Here is a 14,572-nt window from a genome sequence, read left to right on the forward strand (position 1 = left end):
ACTGATCGGTTAAACTGACTCAGGGAACTTGGCAAGCGGGGTCAGAGAATATCGTAGCCCTCGCCCAGCGCTGACCGCAGCTTGTCGAGTGCCTGGGCCTTCAACTGGTGGACCCGCGGGATGCTGACGCCGAGGACTTCGGCGATTTCGGCAAGGTTCAGTTCCTCGACGAAGTAGAGCTGAATGATCATCTGCAGCCGCTCCGGCAAGTCGGCGACCGCCGACGCTACCGCGCCGCGCATCTCGTCATCCGCGAGCATGGCGAAGGCATCCGGGCGATCGTCAGCAAAGGCAGCGTTGCTGTCGGAATAGGCATCGTCGATGGTTTCGAAGCGCAGGGGTTCGTCGGCGGCCTGCTGGTCTGCCAGCTCGCGCTCGGTCAGGCCCATGGCAGCGGCAAGTTCGGCATCACTGGGCGGACGACCGAGATCGTTCGTCAGCGCCGTGGTCTTCTCGCGCAGAAGCCGACGGCGTTCGGTCGCCGAGCGCGAGAGCGGCGTCGAGCGGCGCACAAGGTCGACCATGGCGCCACGCACGCGCAGCTTGGCATAGGCGGCAAAGCCATCCTCGGTGGGGCCATCGTGGCGCTGGGCGCATTCGGTCAGCGCCACCAAGCCGGCCTGGATGAGGTCCTCGATCTCGATCCCGGCTCGGCCCGATCCGTGGACGTGCCAGGCAAGGCGTTTCACCAGCGGCAGGAAGCGGCGGATTCTGTCGGCGGCCTCGTTCTTCGCATAGGCGCGGGCGGCGGCGAAACCGCGATGGTCGTGTTTCATGCGGCAAGTCCCTCAGGGATAGGCAGCTCTGGACGGGCAGGTTGCGGCGGTGCTTCTCCGCCGATGACCGAGATGACCTCGATCGGCTGCGAAGGCGGCAGTTCGGAAATCGACATGACAAGGCAGTTCGGCGCGCGCAGGCGCAGCAATGCGGCAAGCGGGCGGCGAGCGCGGGGCTGGACGATCAGGGCAATCGATGGCGCGGCAGGCCCGCGCTCGGCGATCAGCGTGGAGATGCGCTCGCCGATGCCGCGCGCGAGATCGGGTTCTATCACCGGCTGGCCGGTGGCAGGATCGTGCATTCCGCCAACGATCATCTGTTCGAGCCCGGCTTCGAGCGTGACGACAGGCAGGCACTCGTCAGGACCGCAAATGCGCCCGACGATCATGGCACCAAGGTCTGCGCGCAGCAGGTCCACCAAGCGATCGTGGTCGTTCGTCTGCTGCAGTGCCTCGCTCAGCGCCGAAAGGATCGGGAGCGGGTGGGCGATGGAGATGCCGTCGTCGAGCAGGGCATGGAACAGGCGGGTAAGCGCACCCAGGGACATCGGCTGCGGATGGATCGTCTCGACAAGGCCCGCGGCGCGTTCCTTGACACCCTCGAGAATGGCCTTGACCTCGTCAGGGCCGAGCAGCGCCGAGGGACGGTCGCCCAGAACCTGATTGAGATGGGTGGCGACCACGGTGCTGGCATCGACCGTGAGGAAACCCTCGGCAATGGCCAGATCGCGCTGCGCCGGATCGATCCAGATAGCCGGGCAGCCGAAGCTGGGATCGCGGGTGGCTTCGCCGCGCAGGCCATGGTCCGGGCTGGCGTCGCCCGCATCGATGGCGAGGATCTTTTCGGGGCGCATGTCGGCAACGCCGACGGGCACGCCGCCGAGCAGGATACGGTAGGCCTTGGCGCCAAGTTCCAGCGAATCCCGCACGCGGAACTGGGGAACGATGAAGCCGAAGGCCTGGCTGAGCTGCTTGCGCACGCCGGTGAGCCTGGCGACCAGCGGTGAGCCGCGCCTTTCGTCGACCAGATGGATCAGGCCATAGCCCATCTCGATGGTCACAAGGGTGTGGTCGCTGACATCCTCGAGCGTGATGCGGTTGGGATCGATCGGCTCTGGCGCGACGACGGGCTCGACCACCGGGCGTTCGGCGCGCTTCTTGAGCGCCCACCACAGCCAACCGGCAAGCGCGGCGGCAGGCAGGAACACGATCTGCGGCATCGCCGGAATCGCGCCGATCGCACCCATGATCACGGCAACGGGCAGCCAGATGGCAGGGTTGGCGAACTGGCCGCCGATCTGGCCGGTAAGGTCGCGGCTGTCCGACACGCGGGTGACGATCACGGCAGCGGCGATCGAGAGCAGGAGCGAGGGGACCTGGGCCACCAGCGCATCGCCGATGGCGAGCGTGATATAGAACTCTGCGGCTTGGGATGCGGTCAAGCCGTGGCTGATCATGCCGAGGCAGAAGCCGGCAATGATGTTCACCCCCAGGATCAGCAGCGCGGCGATGGCATCGCCCTTCACGAACTTGGACGAGCCGTCCATCGAGCCGTAGAAATCGGCCTCGGTCGCAACTTCGCGGCGGCGTGCCTTGGCTTCATCGGCCGTGAGCAGGCCAGCGGCGAGATCGGAGTCGATCGCCATCTGCTTGCCCGGCAGGGCGTCAAGCGTGAAGCGCGCGGACACTTCCGAGACGCGGCCCGCGCCCTTGGTGACGACGACCATGTTGATGATCATCAGGATCATGAAGACGAACAGGCCGACCGCAAAGTTGCCGCCGATCAGGAATGCGCCGAAGGCCTCGATGACGTGGCCTGCTGCCGCGCCGCCCTCATGGCCATTCACCAGCACGATGCGTGTGGATGCGACGTTGAGTGCCAGACGCAGCAGCGTGGCAAAAAGCAGGACCGAGGGGAACGCCGAGAAATCGAGCGGCTTTTCAGCATTCATCGCCGCCATCAGGATGGCGACCGAAAGCGCCATGTTCAGCACGAAGAATACGTCGAGCAGGATGGCCGGGATCGGCACGACCATCAGGACGATGAGCATGAGGATGCCAGCGGGCAAGGCCATCGCGGCGGGGGAGCCGAAGCGCTTCAGCATGGCCTAGAGCCCCATTGCCGAAAGGCGGCCATAGGCCTGCCGCACATGCGCGGGCGCCGATGCGCCGTCGTTGAGGGCGAAGGCCTGCTTGAGTGTATCGGCCATCGAGCTGGCTGCCGCCGGCACAGGATTGCCGCTACCTGCCGCCGCGCTCTGGAATTCGCGGGCGATCGGTCCGCCGGTGAATTGCTGCGCCTGCGCCGTGGCCGGGGTGACGCCCAAGCTCGCGGCCCATTGCAGCGCTTCGTCGCCGCTTGCACCCTCGCTGGCTGCTGCCATGCGGTTGCGGATAAGGGACATGACGTCGCTGACCGAGCGCGGCGATCCGCTGCGGTCGTAGAAGGTGGAGCGATTGGCAGCCGCTGCCGAAGGCAGCAAGGCGGCCGCCGATTGCGAGGGATCGTTGCCCAAGGCGGTCAGGAAGCGCCCTGCCCCTTCGGCTCCGAAGAAATGGGCAAGGTAAAGCTCGGCATGGTCAGGCTGTCGGCCGAGCACCCCGCTCAGGTAATCGCCATTGTCGCCCGCCAGCTCACCCGCCATCGTTGCGGCGACTTGCGGATCGAAACGCAGTGCAAGCAACTGGGCGCGGGCAGCAGGATCGCTCGCCGCGCCGCTGCGGATCATGTCACTGGCCCAGGCGAGGCCGTGCTCGGCGCCATGCTTTTCGAGCGTGCGCAGCCAGGTTCCGGTGGTGAACTGGTAGAGCCCCGAAGCACTCGATGTGCGCGACCGGGCGGACGGATCCAGGCTCGACTCCAGCTTGGCCTGCGCCATGAGATAGGCAAAGTCGGTGCCCGTAGCCTGCGCGGCCCCGGCGATTGCCCCACGCACGCTTACCCCGGCTCCGCTGATGGCGGCCGGGGATTGGGGTAAGGCAAAGGTCTCGGCTGAACTCACTGAACTGTCCTTCCGGCCGCAGGTTGGCGGCGTGTCGGAGAGCGTTCAGCAAGGGGCGTGCCAATTTGGGAGCGCCCGGGAATCAGGCCGTGCGAAGGCGGTGGACCTGCGGGTTCGCGCGGTAGAGCGGCGCCGATCCCGAAAGCGCGTCGAGACGGGCCGAGACATTGGCCGCAATCAGGTTGCGGACCTTGCGATTGGCCTCGTTCTGGCGGCGCGCGGCTTCAAGAAGGCCACGGCATTCCTCGTCCACCAGGGTCTGGTCGACATCGGCGAGCGTGCCGCACAAGTCCGCCTTGTTCGATGCGCAGCCCATGATCATGTCGAGATCGAGCCCGGCAAGCGCATGCCGCTCCTGCTGCAGGACGGCAAGCATCTGCCGAAGCGTCTCGCGAAGGTCCGATGGGCGAGCAACGGTAGAGGTGGCCATTACTGTGCAGTCCTCAGCAGCATGCCGGCCGCGATCATGGCGTCGGCGATCTTGGTGGGGATGATGGGGTAGTTTCCGGTCTCGATGGCGTGCCGGATGTCCTTGACCCGCTCGGCATCGACCGGCGCGGCCTGCCCTGCGTCGAGTGCGACAGAGCGTTCGATCTGTGCAGCTGCGCCGGCATCGGCAACGGGGGCATTGTCGACGGTCGGGGCCGCCACTGCAGCCTTCGTGGACTTGGGCGTACTGACCTGCACCGGCCCAACCGGGCGCGATGCACCGATTTCAATAGGTGACATGGTTCCGCTCCTAGCGTTTGATACAGGCAAGAACGGTGGTCTTGCCGATCTCTTAAGGGCGGGAGCGGAAAATTTTTGCCGGTTTGTTAAAATTGGCGATCGCGGGCGTCAGTCGATAGGCACGACGACAAGCCCGGGCCGCTCGATACGCGCGCGGATCGGGGTGGCGCGAGCACTGGTCCGCACGCGTATCCAGCTGCCCAAGGCACCCGAATCCAAAGCTTCGCCTGACTGCGCGACCGAGAATCCCTCGCCCGCTGCAGTGATCGTTACCGCTTCGCCGCGGGAGATTGCCGGTGCAGCGGCAGGAGCTTGCCGGGCGTTGCCGGATAGCGCCACGAAAAGCCGCCAGCCTCCGGCATCGGGACATTGGACGAGAACAGTATCCTGCCGGTTGCCCTGCCAGTCTAGCGACAAGGGCGAGCGGCACGCAGCAAGGCGCAGACGGCGGTCAACCGGCAGCGTTGCGCCACCTGGCTCACCGATACCGGCGCCGGTAAAAGCCGCCACGGCGCGGTCGATCGCAACGAGATCGTGGAACGGAGAGCACTGCGCCGAAGAGGGCGCAGCAGCGGCGCAGGCAATGATCGCACTGGCGACAAGGGTACTGGCAAGAGCATTACGATTGGTCATTTTCAGGCATCCAGACTGGAGATGCCCATGCCCAGCAATCATCGTGCCAGAGCCCTAGGTTCCAGACTGGATCACCGGACGGGCCGCGTCGTTGGTCTGCCGCCTGGCCGAGACTTCGCTGGTGTAGACCAGCGTCACGCTGGCCCCCGCACGCTGGCCGGGCTCAACGAAGATGCGCGCCTGACTTGCGCGCGGGCCGCCACTCTCAGCCAATTGCGCCGCCTGCGCCATCGCTGCTGAGCGGCTGTCGCCAGTATATCGGATGACGATCCGCACCTCGAGCCGAGGATCCTTGGCGACCTGCCCCAACCATGTGTCCAAGGGTGGCGCGTTGCTGCCCGCGCTCCAGACCGCAACGGGTTCGCTTTCGGAAACAGCGGCAACGGGCAGGACGGCAGTGGCCGACTGGTGAGCCTTGTCACCTGCCTGGGAAAGCGCGGAAGCAGTGGCGAGAAAGAGGATCAGGGAAAGGTCGGCAAGGGCGTATTGCCACCCAGTTCCGGCGCGAACGATCATGCGGCGGTGCCGCCATGGCCGTGCTGGGGGCGCATTCCATGGCCGTGCCCATGCGAAGCGCCGGATACCAGAGATACCGATGTTGGGTGCAGCGAGGATGGCAAGGCCGGTTCGATCTGCGCCGAGAGCCAGTCGATCACCTCCTGTCGGTGCCGTTCCTCGTCCTGGGAGCGCCGCTCAACCGCCCGGGAAAGGGGCGCAAGCACGAGATTGGCCAGCAGCAGGCCATAAAGCGTGGTCAGCACGGCCATCGAGATCGCGCCGCTGAGTGCGCCTTGTTCAAGCCCGGTCGCGGGCAGGCGGCTGAGCGAGACCAGCGTGCCGACCATGCCGAACACCGGCCCGAGTTCGGCGGCTTGGGCCAATGTGCGGACAGCCGCGTTGGCTGCCGCGATCCTGTTGCGGCGATGGTCATGGTGTCGTTCGATCAAGGCATCGAGCGAGCGCGAGCGGATCAGCACGTCGGTCACGTCGTCGAACTCGCGATCGCCGATCGCGCTGGTGCTGGCGCGCAGCAGCCCATCGCGGCGGATTGCCGAAACCTGTGCGGCAAGATCAGCCTTGGCCTGAACAGAAGAGAAGCGCTTCGCAAACAGTCCGGCAATGGCCCGGCCAGTGACCACCAGTTCATGCCGGCCCGAGCGCAGCACGGTGGCCAGCGCAGTTCCGGCAAGGACAATCGACAATGACAGGCCGTCGAAAAGAAGGGCAGGTGGCATGAGCGGAACGTCTCCTGTCACAAGAGAACGGCCGCGCCTTCAGGAATTTCAGTCTGTTGCAAAGCGACGGGCGCGTTTCTGCCGCCATCCGGCAAGCCCTTGCCGGTCATCGCCTGCCAGTACCTCGAATGGTGCCGGTTTCCGGCGCCTTCGGGCAATTGGCACGCCCCTTGCTGAAACACCGGCAGAGTTTTGACAGCCAGTGAAGGCAACCCCATGAGCAACTCCCTTTTCGGCATTCACGGCGCGGCGCTGGAATTGCGTTCGCAACGCATGGGCCTGCTGACCTCGAACATCGCCAATGCCGCGACGCCCGGCTTCAAGGCCAAGGACATAGACTTCGCAGCTGCGCTCAAGGCCCGCAACGCCGGCATGAGCGAGGACAAGGCGATCGCCTCGGCCACGCGCTTCCGCGTGCCGGTAATGCCGAGCCTTGATGGCAACACGGTGGAGATGGCGACCGAACAGACGGCATTTGCCGAAAATGCCGTAGGATACTCGGCCACGCTCAACTTCCTCAAGGGCCGGGTCGAGACGATCACCCGCGCGATCAAGGGAGAATAAGCCATGGCTGGCAGCACTCCCCTTACCCTGTTCCAGGTCACCGGCCGGGCGATGTCGGCGCAACTCGTGCGGATGAACGCCGCCGCGTCGAATCTCGCGAATGCCGGAACCGTCACCACGACCGAACAGGAGGCCTATCGCCCCCTGCGTCCGGTCTTTGCCGAGCAGCTCGATCAGGCCAATGGCCTTTCGACCGTGCGCGTTGCCGCAGTCCAGCGCTCGGACGCCACGCCCATTCGCCAGCACGATCCGGGCCACCCGCTCGCCGATGCCAATGGCGATGTCTGGACCGCACCGGTCGATGAGAACGCCGAGATGGTCGAGATGCTCGAAAGCTCGCGCCAGTACCAGAACGTGGTCGAGGCGATGCAGACCGCAAAGCAGCTCATGCTCGAAACGATGAGGATGAAATAATGTCGATCGCTTCCGCCACTTCCAGCACCGGCGTCAACGGCGCCACTACCTCCTCGAAAGCCGGCCAAGGCTGGGGCGCAATGGGCGCGGAGGACTTCGTCAAGCTGCTGACCACGCAGTTGCAGAACCAGGACCCGACCGAGCCGGTCGACAACACCCAGATGCTGGCCCAGCTGGCGCAGTTCTCGTCGCTGTCGAACCTCAACGACATGAAGGACTCGCTCGGCACCATTACCGGGCAGTCCGAAACGCTTTCCGCCATCGCGACCAAGCTCGACACGCTGAACAGCACCGTGGCGCAACTGCTAGCCAGCCAGCCCACTTCGACCTCGACTAACGCCTAAGCCCCGCAGGAGACGCGCATGTCCTTCTACACCTCGCTCAACGGCCTCAAGAATGCCCAGACCGATCTTGGCGTAATCAGCCACAACATCGCAAATGCCGAAACCACCGGCTTCAAGAAGAGCCGCACCGAGTTTGCCGACATCGTGGTGGGCAGCGCCTTCACCAACCCGAAGCTGGTCGTCGGCATCGGCGCGGCGGTGGAATCGATTAACCAGAACTTCGCGCTCGGTCCGGTCGAGCAGACGGGTTCGGCGCTCGACCTTGCCATCAACGGCGATGGCTTCTTTACCACGAAAAATGTCGTCACCGGCCAGACCTTGTTTACCCGCAACGGCAGCCTGACGGTCGATGGCGCAGGATACATCAGCGATGGCTCGGGCAACCGGCTGCAGGTTTTCCCGACGGATGCGGTGGGCACGATCACCTCGACCACCCCTGCCGATGCGCTGATCCCAGCGACCAACGGAACCGACGCCAACGGCAATCCGATCGAGTTCGCCGGCATCACCGTGGGCGACGATGGGGCCGTGACCGCCTCGTACGCCGATGGTTCCAACGTGATCATCGGCAAGGTCGCTCTGGCCAGCTTCATCGCGCCGCAAGGGCTGAAGCAGGTCGGCTCATCCAACTGGGTGACGACCGGCATCTCGGGCGCCCCAACGTTTGGCCAGCCCAGCACAGGTCAGTACGGCTCGTTGCTTTCGGGCGCTCTTGAACGCTCGAACGTCGACATCGCCGAAGAACTGGTCAGCCTGATCACCGCGCAGCGCAACTTCCAGGCCAACGCAAAGGCGATCGATACGGCAACGCAGATCTCGCAGACGGTGATCCAGCTGCAAAGCTGATCCTGAACGCTCCCGGAGCCTGACCGATGGACCGCCTGATCTACACCGCCTATTCCGGCATGACCGGTTCGACCGTGCGCCAGCGCGTGATCGCCAGCAACATGGCGAACGCACAGACGATCGGCTTTCGCGCCGAGATGCTGACCGCCACGCCCATGACGCTGAAGGGCCCCAGCCTCGAAGCGCGGGCAATGACCGAAGGCGAAGTGCGCGGATCGTCGATGGCGCAGGGCACGCTGATCTCCACCGGCAAGCCGCTCGACGTTGCGCTCACCGGCGACACCATGCTTGCACTGCAGGCAGAAGATGGCAGCGAAGCCTATTCGCGGCGCGGCGATCTGGCGGTCAGCGCGGGCGGCGTTCTGGAAAACGGCGATGGCCGACCGGTCATCGGCGAGAACGGGCCGATCACCGTTCCGCTCGGCTCGAAGGTCACGATTTCCCCCGATGGCGGCGTTTCCGTCGCCAATCCCGAGACGCCCGACCAGCCCCCCCAGCTGGTCGGGCGCATCAAGATCGCATCGACCACCGGCAGCAGGATCGAGAAAGGCCTTGATGGCCTGTTCCGCGTCCCCGGCCAGAATGGCCAGCCCGGCATCCTGCCGCAGGACGAAAAGGCCAAGCTGATGGTCGGCAGCCTTGAACAGTCCAATGTCGATCCCACCCGCATCCTTGTCGAGATGGTCGAAGCCCAGCGCCTGTTCGACATGCGCACCAAGGTCGTCGCCCAGGCCAAGGAAGTCGACGAATCCAGCGCATCGCTGATGCGCATTTCCTGATCGCAAAGGTAACCCACGATGCCCAGCTCAGCTCTTCACGTCGCCCGCACCGGTCTCGAGGCACAGGACACGCGGATGCGCGTGATTGCCAACAATCTTGCCAACGTCGGCACCACCGGCTTCAAGCGCGACCGCGCCAACTTCGCCACCCTTGCCTATCAGGACGCGCGCGTGGCGGGTCAGCAATCGTCGAACGAGACCGCCTATGCCACGGGCCTCAACCTCGGCACCGGCGTTGCCGTGCAGGCGACCACCCGCATCGACAGCCAGGGCACGCTGCAAAGCACCAGCAACGCGCTCGACCTTGCGCTCGATGGCGACGGCTACTTTCAGGTGACGATGCCGGGCGGACAGCTGGCCTACACACGCGCCGGAAACTTCTCGCGCTCGGCGGAAGGCGTGCTGGTGACCGCGCAGGGCTATCCGCTCAACCCCGCGATCACCATTCCCGAGGGCGCGAGCGCCATCACCATCGCCAATGACGGCACCGTATCTGCAACCATTGCCGGGCAGAACGAGCCCGCGCAGCTTGGCCAGATCACCGTCGCCAGCTTTGCCAACCCGGGCGGCCTCAGGTCGATGGGTGACAACTTCCTGCAGGAAACCGCAGCCTCGGGCGCGGCACAGGTGGGCGTTCCGGGAGAACTGGGACGCGGCAACATTCGCCAGGGCTACCTTGAGGGTTCGAACGTCAACGTGGTCGAGGAACTGGTCGACATGATCGAATGCCAGCGCGCCTACGAGATCAATTCCAAGATGATCTCGGCCGTCGACGACATGCTCCAGAACGCGAACCAGACTCTGTGACACCGATGCAAACGCCCTTCGATCGCCATTTCACCCCCGAACGCTTCGGCAGCCCTCGCCGCCGCCGAACCGCCCTGCGCGCGCTGCTGGTGGGATCGCTGGTGGCCGCCGCTGTCGTTTTCGGCATGGAGCCGGCCTCTGCCGCCAAGCCCAAGAAAGGCTTCGAGCCGGTGGTCGCGCCGCCTCTGCCGGTCCAGACCGCAGCACCGACCGCTGGTTCGATCTTCAATGCCAGCGCCGGCTACACCGGCTTTGTCGAGGGCCGCCGTGCCCATGCGGTGGGCGATCTGGTCACGGTCATGCTGGTCGAGAACATGACCAGCGCCAAGACGGCCGGATCGAAGACGCAGAAGTCCGGCCAGTTCTCCGTGACACCGCCAACCACCGGCCCGCTGTCGTTCATCAAGCCCAGCGCCCTTAATGCTTCGGGCGGTTCGTCGTTCAATGGTCAGGGCAATGCCTCGCAGACGAGCACGCTTGCCGGCGAGGTTGCGGTGACGATCGCGGAAGTGAGGTCCAACGGCACGGCACTGGTGCGCGGTGAAAAGCGCATGATGCTGAGCCAGGGACAGGAGTGGGTGCAGTTCTCGGGCATCGTGCGACTTGGTGACATCGATCAGGAGAACCGCATTCTTTCCAGCCAGGTCGCGGATGCGCGGGTTGAATACACCGGCAACGGGTCGGTCGGACGGGCAAGCCGCGAAGGCTGGCTTTCGAAGTTCTTCAACGCGATTTCGCCCTTCTGAAGGTTGATGCAATGCTGGTCCGGTACATCCTCCCTGTTCTTGCAGCCTTTGCGGCGGCCCTGCCCATGCCCGCCCTGGCCGAGCGTGTGCGCGACCTTGGCGAGTTCCAGGGCGTGCGCGCAAACCAGCTCACCGGCTATGGCGTGGTGGTTGGCCTTGCCGGAACGGGCGACGACAATCTCGAATACCTGACCCAGGCGATGAAGGGCACCGCAGGCCGGTTGGGCGTGCAGCTCCCCGCCGGCATTTCGCCCGGCCTCAAGAACGCCGCCGCCGTGCTGGTGACGGCAGAGCTTCCCGCCTTCGCCAAGCCCGGCCAGCGCATCGACGTGACTGTCTCGACCATCGGCAAGGCCAAGTCGCTGCGCGGGGGTGCGCTGATCCTTGCACCGCTCTATGGTGCGGACGGCCAGATCTACGCGATGGCGCAGGGCAACCTTGCCGTCGGCGGCCTCGGCATTGCCGCCCGCGATGGCTCGCAACTGACCGTCAACGTGCCAACCGTGGGCCGCATCGCCGAAGGGGCCAGTGTAGAGCGCGCCGTCGCCACCGGGTTCGACAGTGGCGAAGTGCTGCGCTGGAACCTGTTCGACGCCGATTTCATGACCGCCCAGCGCGTGCGCGACGCGATCAACGCCCGCTTTCCCCAGTCCGCAACGATCGAGGACGGCGTCACGCTGGCGCTGCGCCTGCCTGCAGGCGCCGACAGCCGCGCGACGACGATGGCGGCGATCGAGATGCTCGAGGTGACGCCTGCCGAAACCGCGGCCAAGGTCATCGTCAACAGCCGCACGGGCACGGTGGTGATCAACAGCGCGGTGCGTCTCTCTCCCGCAGCGATAAGCCACGGCAAGCTGGTGGTGAAGATTGACGAGAAGCCGCAGGTCTCCCAGCCCGCTCCGTTCAGCCGCGGCCAGACGGCCGTGGTCCCCAACAGCCAGATCGACGCGGTCGAGAAGGAGGCCAAGGTTGCCCTGTTCAAGCCTGGTGCCTCGCTCTCTTCATTGGTCGATGCGCTGAACAAGCTTGGCACCAGCCCTTCGGACCTCGTCGCAATCCTCGAAGCGCTCAAGCAGGCAGGCGCACTCAAGGCAGAGATGGTGGTGATATGACCACGATTTCCACATCCGCCGCCAACCTTTCGCTCACGCCTAAGGCGCAGACCGAGCGCGAGAAGCTTTCGGGCGCGGCGAAGCAGTTCGAGGCGATTTTCGTGCGCCAGATGCTGTCCGCCGCGCGCGCCAGCAACTTCGGGGACGATGACGTCTTCGGAAAGATGGATCAGACTTTCGTGCAGATGCGCGACGACCGCTTTGCCGAAATCGCCTCGCAGACCGGCGCGCTCGGCTTTGCCCGGCAGATCGAGAACCACCTTGCCGCGCTCCTGCCCCAAGGCACTACGCCAGAGGGAGGCGCCTAAGCCATGGCATCCGATCTCCTCTCGATCGCTCGCAGCGGCGTCCAGGCTGCCCGCATCGGCCTAGACATCACGGCGCAGAACATCGCCAATGCCTCGTCCACCGGCTATGTCCGGCGTTCGGCCGCGTTCAGCGAAGTGGCTTCGACTGGCGGCGCCTATCGTATTGGCGATCTTTCCCTTTCAGGCGTGCGGCTGACCAGCATCGTGCGCAATGCCGATGCTTTTCGCCAGGCCGAAGTCCGCCGTACCAATTCGGACGTGGCGCGAGCCAGTGCCGAAGTTTCTGGGCTGGAGAACATCGAAGCCGCGATCGAGCAGTCGGGCGTCTATGACGCAATTGTCGGCTTCGAGTCCTCTCTCCAGCAACTGACGCAGAACCCCACGGATACGAGCCTGCGCGCCTCGGTGATCGAGAAGGCGCGCACCATGGCCGGCACGTTCCAGATCGCCTCGCAGGAGTTGGACGCGGCGGCCGACGGTCTGCGCTTTCTGGCCTCGGACGGGGTGACGCAGGTCAACCGCATTGCCCAGGAGCTTGCCCGCACCAACACCCGCCTTGCCCGCGCGTCCGACGCCAGCAGCGACAAGACCGCCCTGCTCGATCAGCGCGACCAATTGCTCGAGGAATTGAGCGGCTTTGCGAACATCTCGACCGAATTCTCGGCCGATGGGCAGGTTGCGATCAAGATCGGCGGGAGCAGCGGGGCGGACCTGGTGACGGGCAACACTGCCGCCACCCTGGGTATGACCACATCTCCAACTGACGGCACCATCAGCTTCACTGTCGGCAGCACGGCGCTGACTCTCGCTGGCGGATCGCTGGCAGGACAGCAACTCGCATTGGCGAAGGGCGCACAGCTCAAGACCGATCTCGACACGCTTGCCGGTGACATCGTTGATGCCTTCAACACCGCCCAGACCGGGGGTCGCGATCTCGACGGCGCGATGGGTGTCGCAATCTTCTCGGGCACGAGCGCCGCGACGATGGCACTCGCTGTCGAGGACGGCCGCAAGATCGCCACCGCTCCTGCCAGCGAGACAACGCCGGGCAGCCGCGATGCGGCAAACCTTACCGCGATCCGCACAGCGCTGGCGGGCGTCAATCCGTCGGGCACGATGGATGCGATCCTGTTCGACGTTTCAGGCACGCTGGCCGGGCGCAACGTGACGTCGGGCGCGCTACAGACGATTGCCGACACCGCGAAAGTTGCCCTCTCTGCGCAATCGGGCGTCGATCTCGATCAGGAAGCGGTCAACCTAGTAAGATTCCAGCAGGCCTTTCAGGCGTCCGGCAAGGTCATGCAGGTATCATCCGACATCTTCGACACCCTTCTGGGAATCAGGTAACCGGCCATGAGCACGATCTTTGGCACATCTACAGCCGCGTTCTTCGAGCGGTCCCTCATGGACCTTACTGCCTTGCGCAAGCAGGCCGAGGACACGCAGGCCGAGATGTCGACCGGAGAACGCCTGCAGCGCTCCTCCGACGACCCGGTCGCCGCCTCGCGGCTGCGCCAGCTCGCCCGCGCAGGGGTTTTCGACGACATCGACACCGCCGCGACCAACCGCGCCACGACTGACCTGACGCTGACCGACACCGCACTGTCGCAGTTCGCCAGCATCGTCACCCGCCTGCAGGAGTTGACGACGCAGGCCGCGAACTCGACCGTCAACGACAGCCAGCGCGCGGGCATCGGCGAGGAAATAGCGCAATTGCGGGACAGCCTCGTCGCACTCGCCAATTCGCGGGATGGCAATGGCAACGCCCTGTTCGGTGGCGAAAGTGCAGCCGATGCCTACACCCTCGATGCTTCGGGCAACGCCACGTATGCCGGCACCAGCGCGGCAGGGACCATCTCTATCGGCGGCGGTCAATCTGTCGCGCGGGGGGTGACAGGACCTGAGTTCCTGCAGTTCCAGTCAGGAGGCGGAACGGTTGACCTGCTGGCAATGACCAAGGCCCTGGCGGACGACCTGAAATCCGGTGCCGGTGGCGTGGCCACGGCCAATGCCGCCCTCACCGCCCTGGGTGATGGCCTCAATGCAATCACCACGGCGCAGACCGTGGTCGGATCGCGGCTCAACTGGATCGACCTCAACACCGAGCGCCGCACCACGCTTTCCGAGATGCGCACCACCGAACAAACCGAGGTCGGCGGCGCGGACCTGACCGAATCCATCGCCCGCCTGCAGAACACCATGCTGGTGCTGCAGGCCAGCCAGGCGAGCTTTGCCAAGCTCGCCAACCTTTCGCTGTTCAGCGTGCTGAACTGAGCG

Annotated in this window: 20 protein-coding genes; 11 read left to right on the top strand and 9 right to left on the bottom strand. The window is 65.2% G+C overall.

Features of this window, described 5'->3' with window-relative positions:
• Positions 1-41: 41 nt before the first annotated feature.
• From AC1Q5P_RS11260 to AC1Q5P_RS11300, 9 genes are all read right to left on the bottom strand, one after another.
• Positions 42-776 carry a sigma-70 family RNA polymerase sigma factor gene (locus AC1Q5P_RS11260; RefSeq protein WP_427467559.1) on the bottom strand — a complete coding sequence of 245 codons (735 nt, stop codon included), beginning with the start codon at positions 774-776 and terminating at the stop codon, positions 42-44.
• Entirely contained in the window at positions 773-2,881 is a 2,109-nt protein-coding gene (locus AC1Q5P_RS11265; RefSeq protein ID WP_492518982.1) for a flagellar biosynthesis protein FlhA, read from the bottom strand. Before AC1Q5P_RS11265 ends, AC1Q5P_RS11260 begins: the two co-directional genes overlap by 4 nt.
• A 3-nt stretch (positions 2,882-2,884) precedes the next feature.
• Positions 2,885-3,712 carry a hypothetical protein gene (locus AC1Q5P_RS11270; RefSeq protein ID WP_039336144.1) on the bottom strand — a complete coding sequence of 276 codons (828 nt, stop codon included), beginning with the start codon at positions 3,710-3,712 and terminating at the stop codon, positions 2,885-2,887.
• 148 nt (positions 3,713-3,860) lie between these two features.
• A complete protein-coding gene (locus AC1Q5P_RS11275; protein ID WP_052242566.1) occupies positions 3,861-4,208 on the bottom strand; it encodes a hypothetical protein in 348 nt (115 codons plus the stop codon).
• Entirely contained in the window at positions 4,208-4,507 is a 300-nt protein-coding gene (flgM, locus tag AC1Q5P_RS11280; protein ID WP_039336146.1) for a flagellar biosynthesis anti-sigma factor FlgM, read from the bottom strand. The genes AC1Q5P_RS11275 and flgM overlap by 1 nt, the downstream gene beginning before the upstream one ends.
• A gap of 108 nt (positions 4,508-4,615) precedes the next feature.
• Entirely contained in the window at positions 4,616-5,140 is a 525-nt protein-coding gene (locus AC1Q5P_RS11285) for a flagella basal body P-ring formation protein FlgA (protein WP_492518983.1), read from the bottom strand.
• Positions 5,141-5,194: 54 nt separating this feature from the next.
• Positions 5,195-5,656: a hypothetical protein gene (locus AC1Q5P_RS11290; RefSeq protein ID WP_193827657.1), complete on the bottom strand. Its 462-nt coding sequence runs from the start codon at positions 5,654-5,656 to the stop codon at positions 5,195-5,197.
• Positions 5,653-6,375 (bottom strand): MotA/TolQ/ExbB proton channel family protein, encoded by a 723-nt coding sequence (locus AC1Q5P_RS11295; RefSeq protein WP_492518984.1) that lies wholly within the window; start codon positions 6,373-6,375, stop codon positions 5,653-5,655. The genes AC1Q5P_RS11290 and AC1Q5P_RS11295 overlap by 4 nt, the downstream gene beginning before the upstream one ends.
• A gap of 17 nt (positions 6,376-6,392) precedes the next feature.
• A complete protein-coding gene (locus tag AC1Q5P_RS11300) occupies positions 6,393-6,593 on the bottom strand; it encodes a hypothetical protein (RefSeq protein ID WP_039336150.1) in 201 nt (66 codons plus the stop codon).
• Between AC1Q5P_RS11300 and flgB the strand changes: the two genes are divergently transcribed.
• From flgB to AC1Q5P_RS11355, 11 genes are read left to right on the top strand one after another with little or no spacing between them, the layout of a single operon-like run.
• Positions 6,592-6,939, top strand: a complete 348-nt coding sequence (gene flgB / locus AC1Q5P_RS11305; RefSeq protein WP_039336152.1) for a flagellar basal body rod protein FlgB — start codon at positions 6,592-6,594, stop codon at positions 6,937-6,939. The genes AC1Q5P_RS11300 and flgB overlap by 2 nt on opposite strands.
• A gap of 3 nt (positions 6,940-6,942) precedes the next feature.
• Entirely contained in the window at positions 6,943-7,353 is a 411-nt protein-coding gene (flgC, locus tag AC1Q5P_RS11310) for a flagellar basal body rod protein FlgC (RefSeq protein WP_039336154.1), read from the top strand.
• Positions 7,353-7,697 carry a flagellar hook assembly protein FlgD gene (locus AC1Q5P_RS11315; RefSeq protein ID WP_492518985.1) on the top strand — a complete coding sequence of 115 codons (345 nt, stop codon included), beginning with the start codon at positions 7,353-7,355 and terminating at the stop codon, positions 7,695-7,697. The genes flgC and AC1Q5P_RS11315 overlap by 1 nt, the downstream gene beginning before the upstream one ends.
• A gap of 18 nt (positions 7,698-7,715) precedes the next feature.
• Entirely contained in the window at positions 7,716-8,543 is an 828-nt protein-coding gene (locus AC1Q5P_RS11320; protein WP_039336157.1) for a flagellar hook-basal body complex protein, read from the top strand.
• A gap of 26 nt (positions 8,544-8,569) precedes the next feature.
• Entirely contained in the window at positions 8,570-9,322 is a 753-nt protein-coding gene (locus AC1Q5P_RS11325) for a flagellar basal body rod protein FlgF (protein WP_492518986.1), read from the top strand.
• 18 nt (positions 9,323-9,340) lie between these two features.
• Entirely contained in the window at positions 9,341-10,129 is a 789-nt protein-coding gene (gene flgG / locus AC1Q5P_RS11330; protein ID WP_039336161.1) for a flagellar basal-body rod protein FlgG, read from the top strand.
• A 5-nt stretch (positions 10,130-10,134) separates the two neighbouring features.
• The gene (locus tag AC1Q5P_RS11335) at positions 10,135-10,875 is read left to right on the top strand and encodes a flagellar basal body L-ring protein FlgH (protein ID WP_492477382.1); all 741 of its coding nucleotides are present in this window, start codon (positions 10,135-10,137) and stop codon (positions 10,873-10,875) included.
• An 11-nt stretch (positions 10,876-10,886) separates the two neighbouring features.
• The gene (locus AC1Q5P_RS11340; RefSeq protein WP_039336163.1) at positions 10,887-11,987 is read left to right on the top strand and encodes a flagellar basal body P-ring protein FlgI; all 1,101 of its coding nucleotides are present in this window, start codon (positions 10,887-10,889) and stop codon (positions 11,985-11,987) included.
• Positions 11,984-12,295 (top strand): hypothetical protein, encoded by a 312-nt coding sequence (locus AC1Q5P_RS11345; protein ID WP_039336165.1) that lies wholly within the window; start codon positions 11,984-11,986, stop codon positions 12,293-12,295. The genes AC1Q5P_RS11340 and AC1Q5P_RS11345 overlap by 4 nt, the downstream gene beginning before the upstream one ends.
• A 3-nt stretch (positions 12,296-12,298) precedes the next feature.
• Positions 12,299-13,642: a flagellar hook-associated protein FlgK gene (flgK, locus tag AC1Q5P_RS11350; RefSeq protein ID WP_492518987.1), complete on the top strand. Its 1,344-nt coding sequence runs from the start codon at positions 12,299-12,301 to the stop codon at positions 13,640-13,642.
• A gap of 6 nt (positions 13,643-13,648) precedes the next feature.
• On the top strand, positions 13,649-14,569 hold the full coding sequence (locus AC1Q5P_RS11355) for a flagellin N-terminal helical domain-containing protein (RefSeq protein ID WP_193827651.1): 921 nt from the start codon (positions 13,649-13,651) through the stop codon (positions 14,567-14,569).
• The last annotated feature ends 3 nt before the right edge of the window (positions 14,570-14,572 follow it).

The sequence above is a fragment of the Novosphingobium sp. GW835-FHT14H07 genome, assembly GCF_058793515.1.

Coding starts and splice junctions, on each gene's coding strand:
- AC1Q5P_RS11300 (WP_039336150.1), bottom strand. CDS start 6,593: ATGGGGTTGCCTTCACTGGCTGTCAAAACTCTGCCGGTGTTTCAGCAA.
- AC1Q5P_RS11320 (WP_039336157.1), top strand. CDS start 7,716: ATGTCCTTCTACACCTCGCTCAACGGCCTCAAGAATGCCCAGACCGAT.
- flgG (WP_039336161.1), top strand. CDS start 9,341: ATGCCCAGCTCAGCTCTTCACGTCGCCCGCACCGGTCTCGAGGCACAG.
- AC1Q5P_RS11295 (WP_492518984.1), bottom strand. CDS start 6,375: ATGCCACCTGCCCTTCTTTTCGACGGCCTGTCATTGTCGATTGTCCTT.
- AC1Q5P_RS11315 (WP_492518985.1), top strand. CDS start 7,353: ATGTCGATCGCTTCCGCCACTTCCAGCACCGGCGTCAACGGCGCCACT.
- AC1Q5P_RS11335 (WP_492477382.1), top strand. CDS start 10,135: ATGCAAACGCCCTTCGATCGCCATTTCACCCCCGAACGCTTCGGCAGC.
- AC1Q5P_RS11345 (WP_039336165.1), top strand. CDS start 11,984: ATGACCACGATTTCCACATCCGCCGCCAACCTTTCGCTCACGCCTAAG.
- AC1Q5P_RS11340 (WP_039336163.1), top strand. CDS start 10,887: ATGCTGGTCCGGTACATCCTCCCTGTTCTTGCAGCCTTTGCGGCGGCC.
- flgM (WP_039336146.1), bottom strand. CDS start 4,507: ATGTCACCTATTGAAATCGGTGCATCGCGCCCGGTTGGGCCGGTGCAG.
- AC1Q5P_RS11260 (WP_427467559.1), bottom strand. CDS start 776: ATGAAACACGACCATCGCGGTTTCGCCGCCGCCCGCGCCTATGCGAAG.
- AC1Q5P_RS11290 (WP_193827657.1), bottom strand. CDS start 5,656: ATGATCGTTCGCGCCGGAACTGGGTGGCAATACGCCCTTGCCGACCTT.
- AC1Q5P_RS11285 (WP_492518983.1), bottom strand. CDS start 5,140: ATGACCAATCGTAATGCTCTTGCCAGTACCCTTGTCGCCAGTGCGATC.
- flgB (WP_039336152.1), top strand. CDS start 6,592: ATGAGCAACTCCCTTTTCGGCATTCACGGCGCGGCGCTGGAATTGCGT.
- AC1Q5P_RS11275 (WP_052242566.1), bottom strand. CDS start 4,208: ATGGCCACCTCTACCGTTGCTCGCCCATCGGACCTTCGCGAGACGCTT.
- flgC (WP_039336154.1), top strand. CDS start 6,943: ATGGCTGGCAGCACTCCCCTTACCCTGTTCCAGGTCACCGGCCGGGCG.
- flgK (WP_492518987.1), top strand. CDS start 12,299: ATGGCATCCGATCTCCTCTCGATCGCTCGCAGCGGCGTCCAGGCTGCC.
- AC1Q5P_RS11325 (WP_492518986.1), top strand. CDS start 8,570: ATGGACCGCCTGATCTACACCGCCTATTCCGGCATGACCGGTTCGACC.
- AC1Q5P_RS11265 (WP_492518982.1), bottom strand. CDS start 2,881: ATGCTGAAGCGCTTCGGCTCCCCCGCCGCGATGGCCTTGCCCGCTGGC.
- AC1Q5P_RS11355 (WP_193827651.1), top strand. CDS start 13,649: ATGAGCACGATCTTTGGCACATCTACAGCCGCGTTCTTCGAGCGGTCC.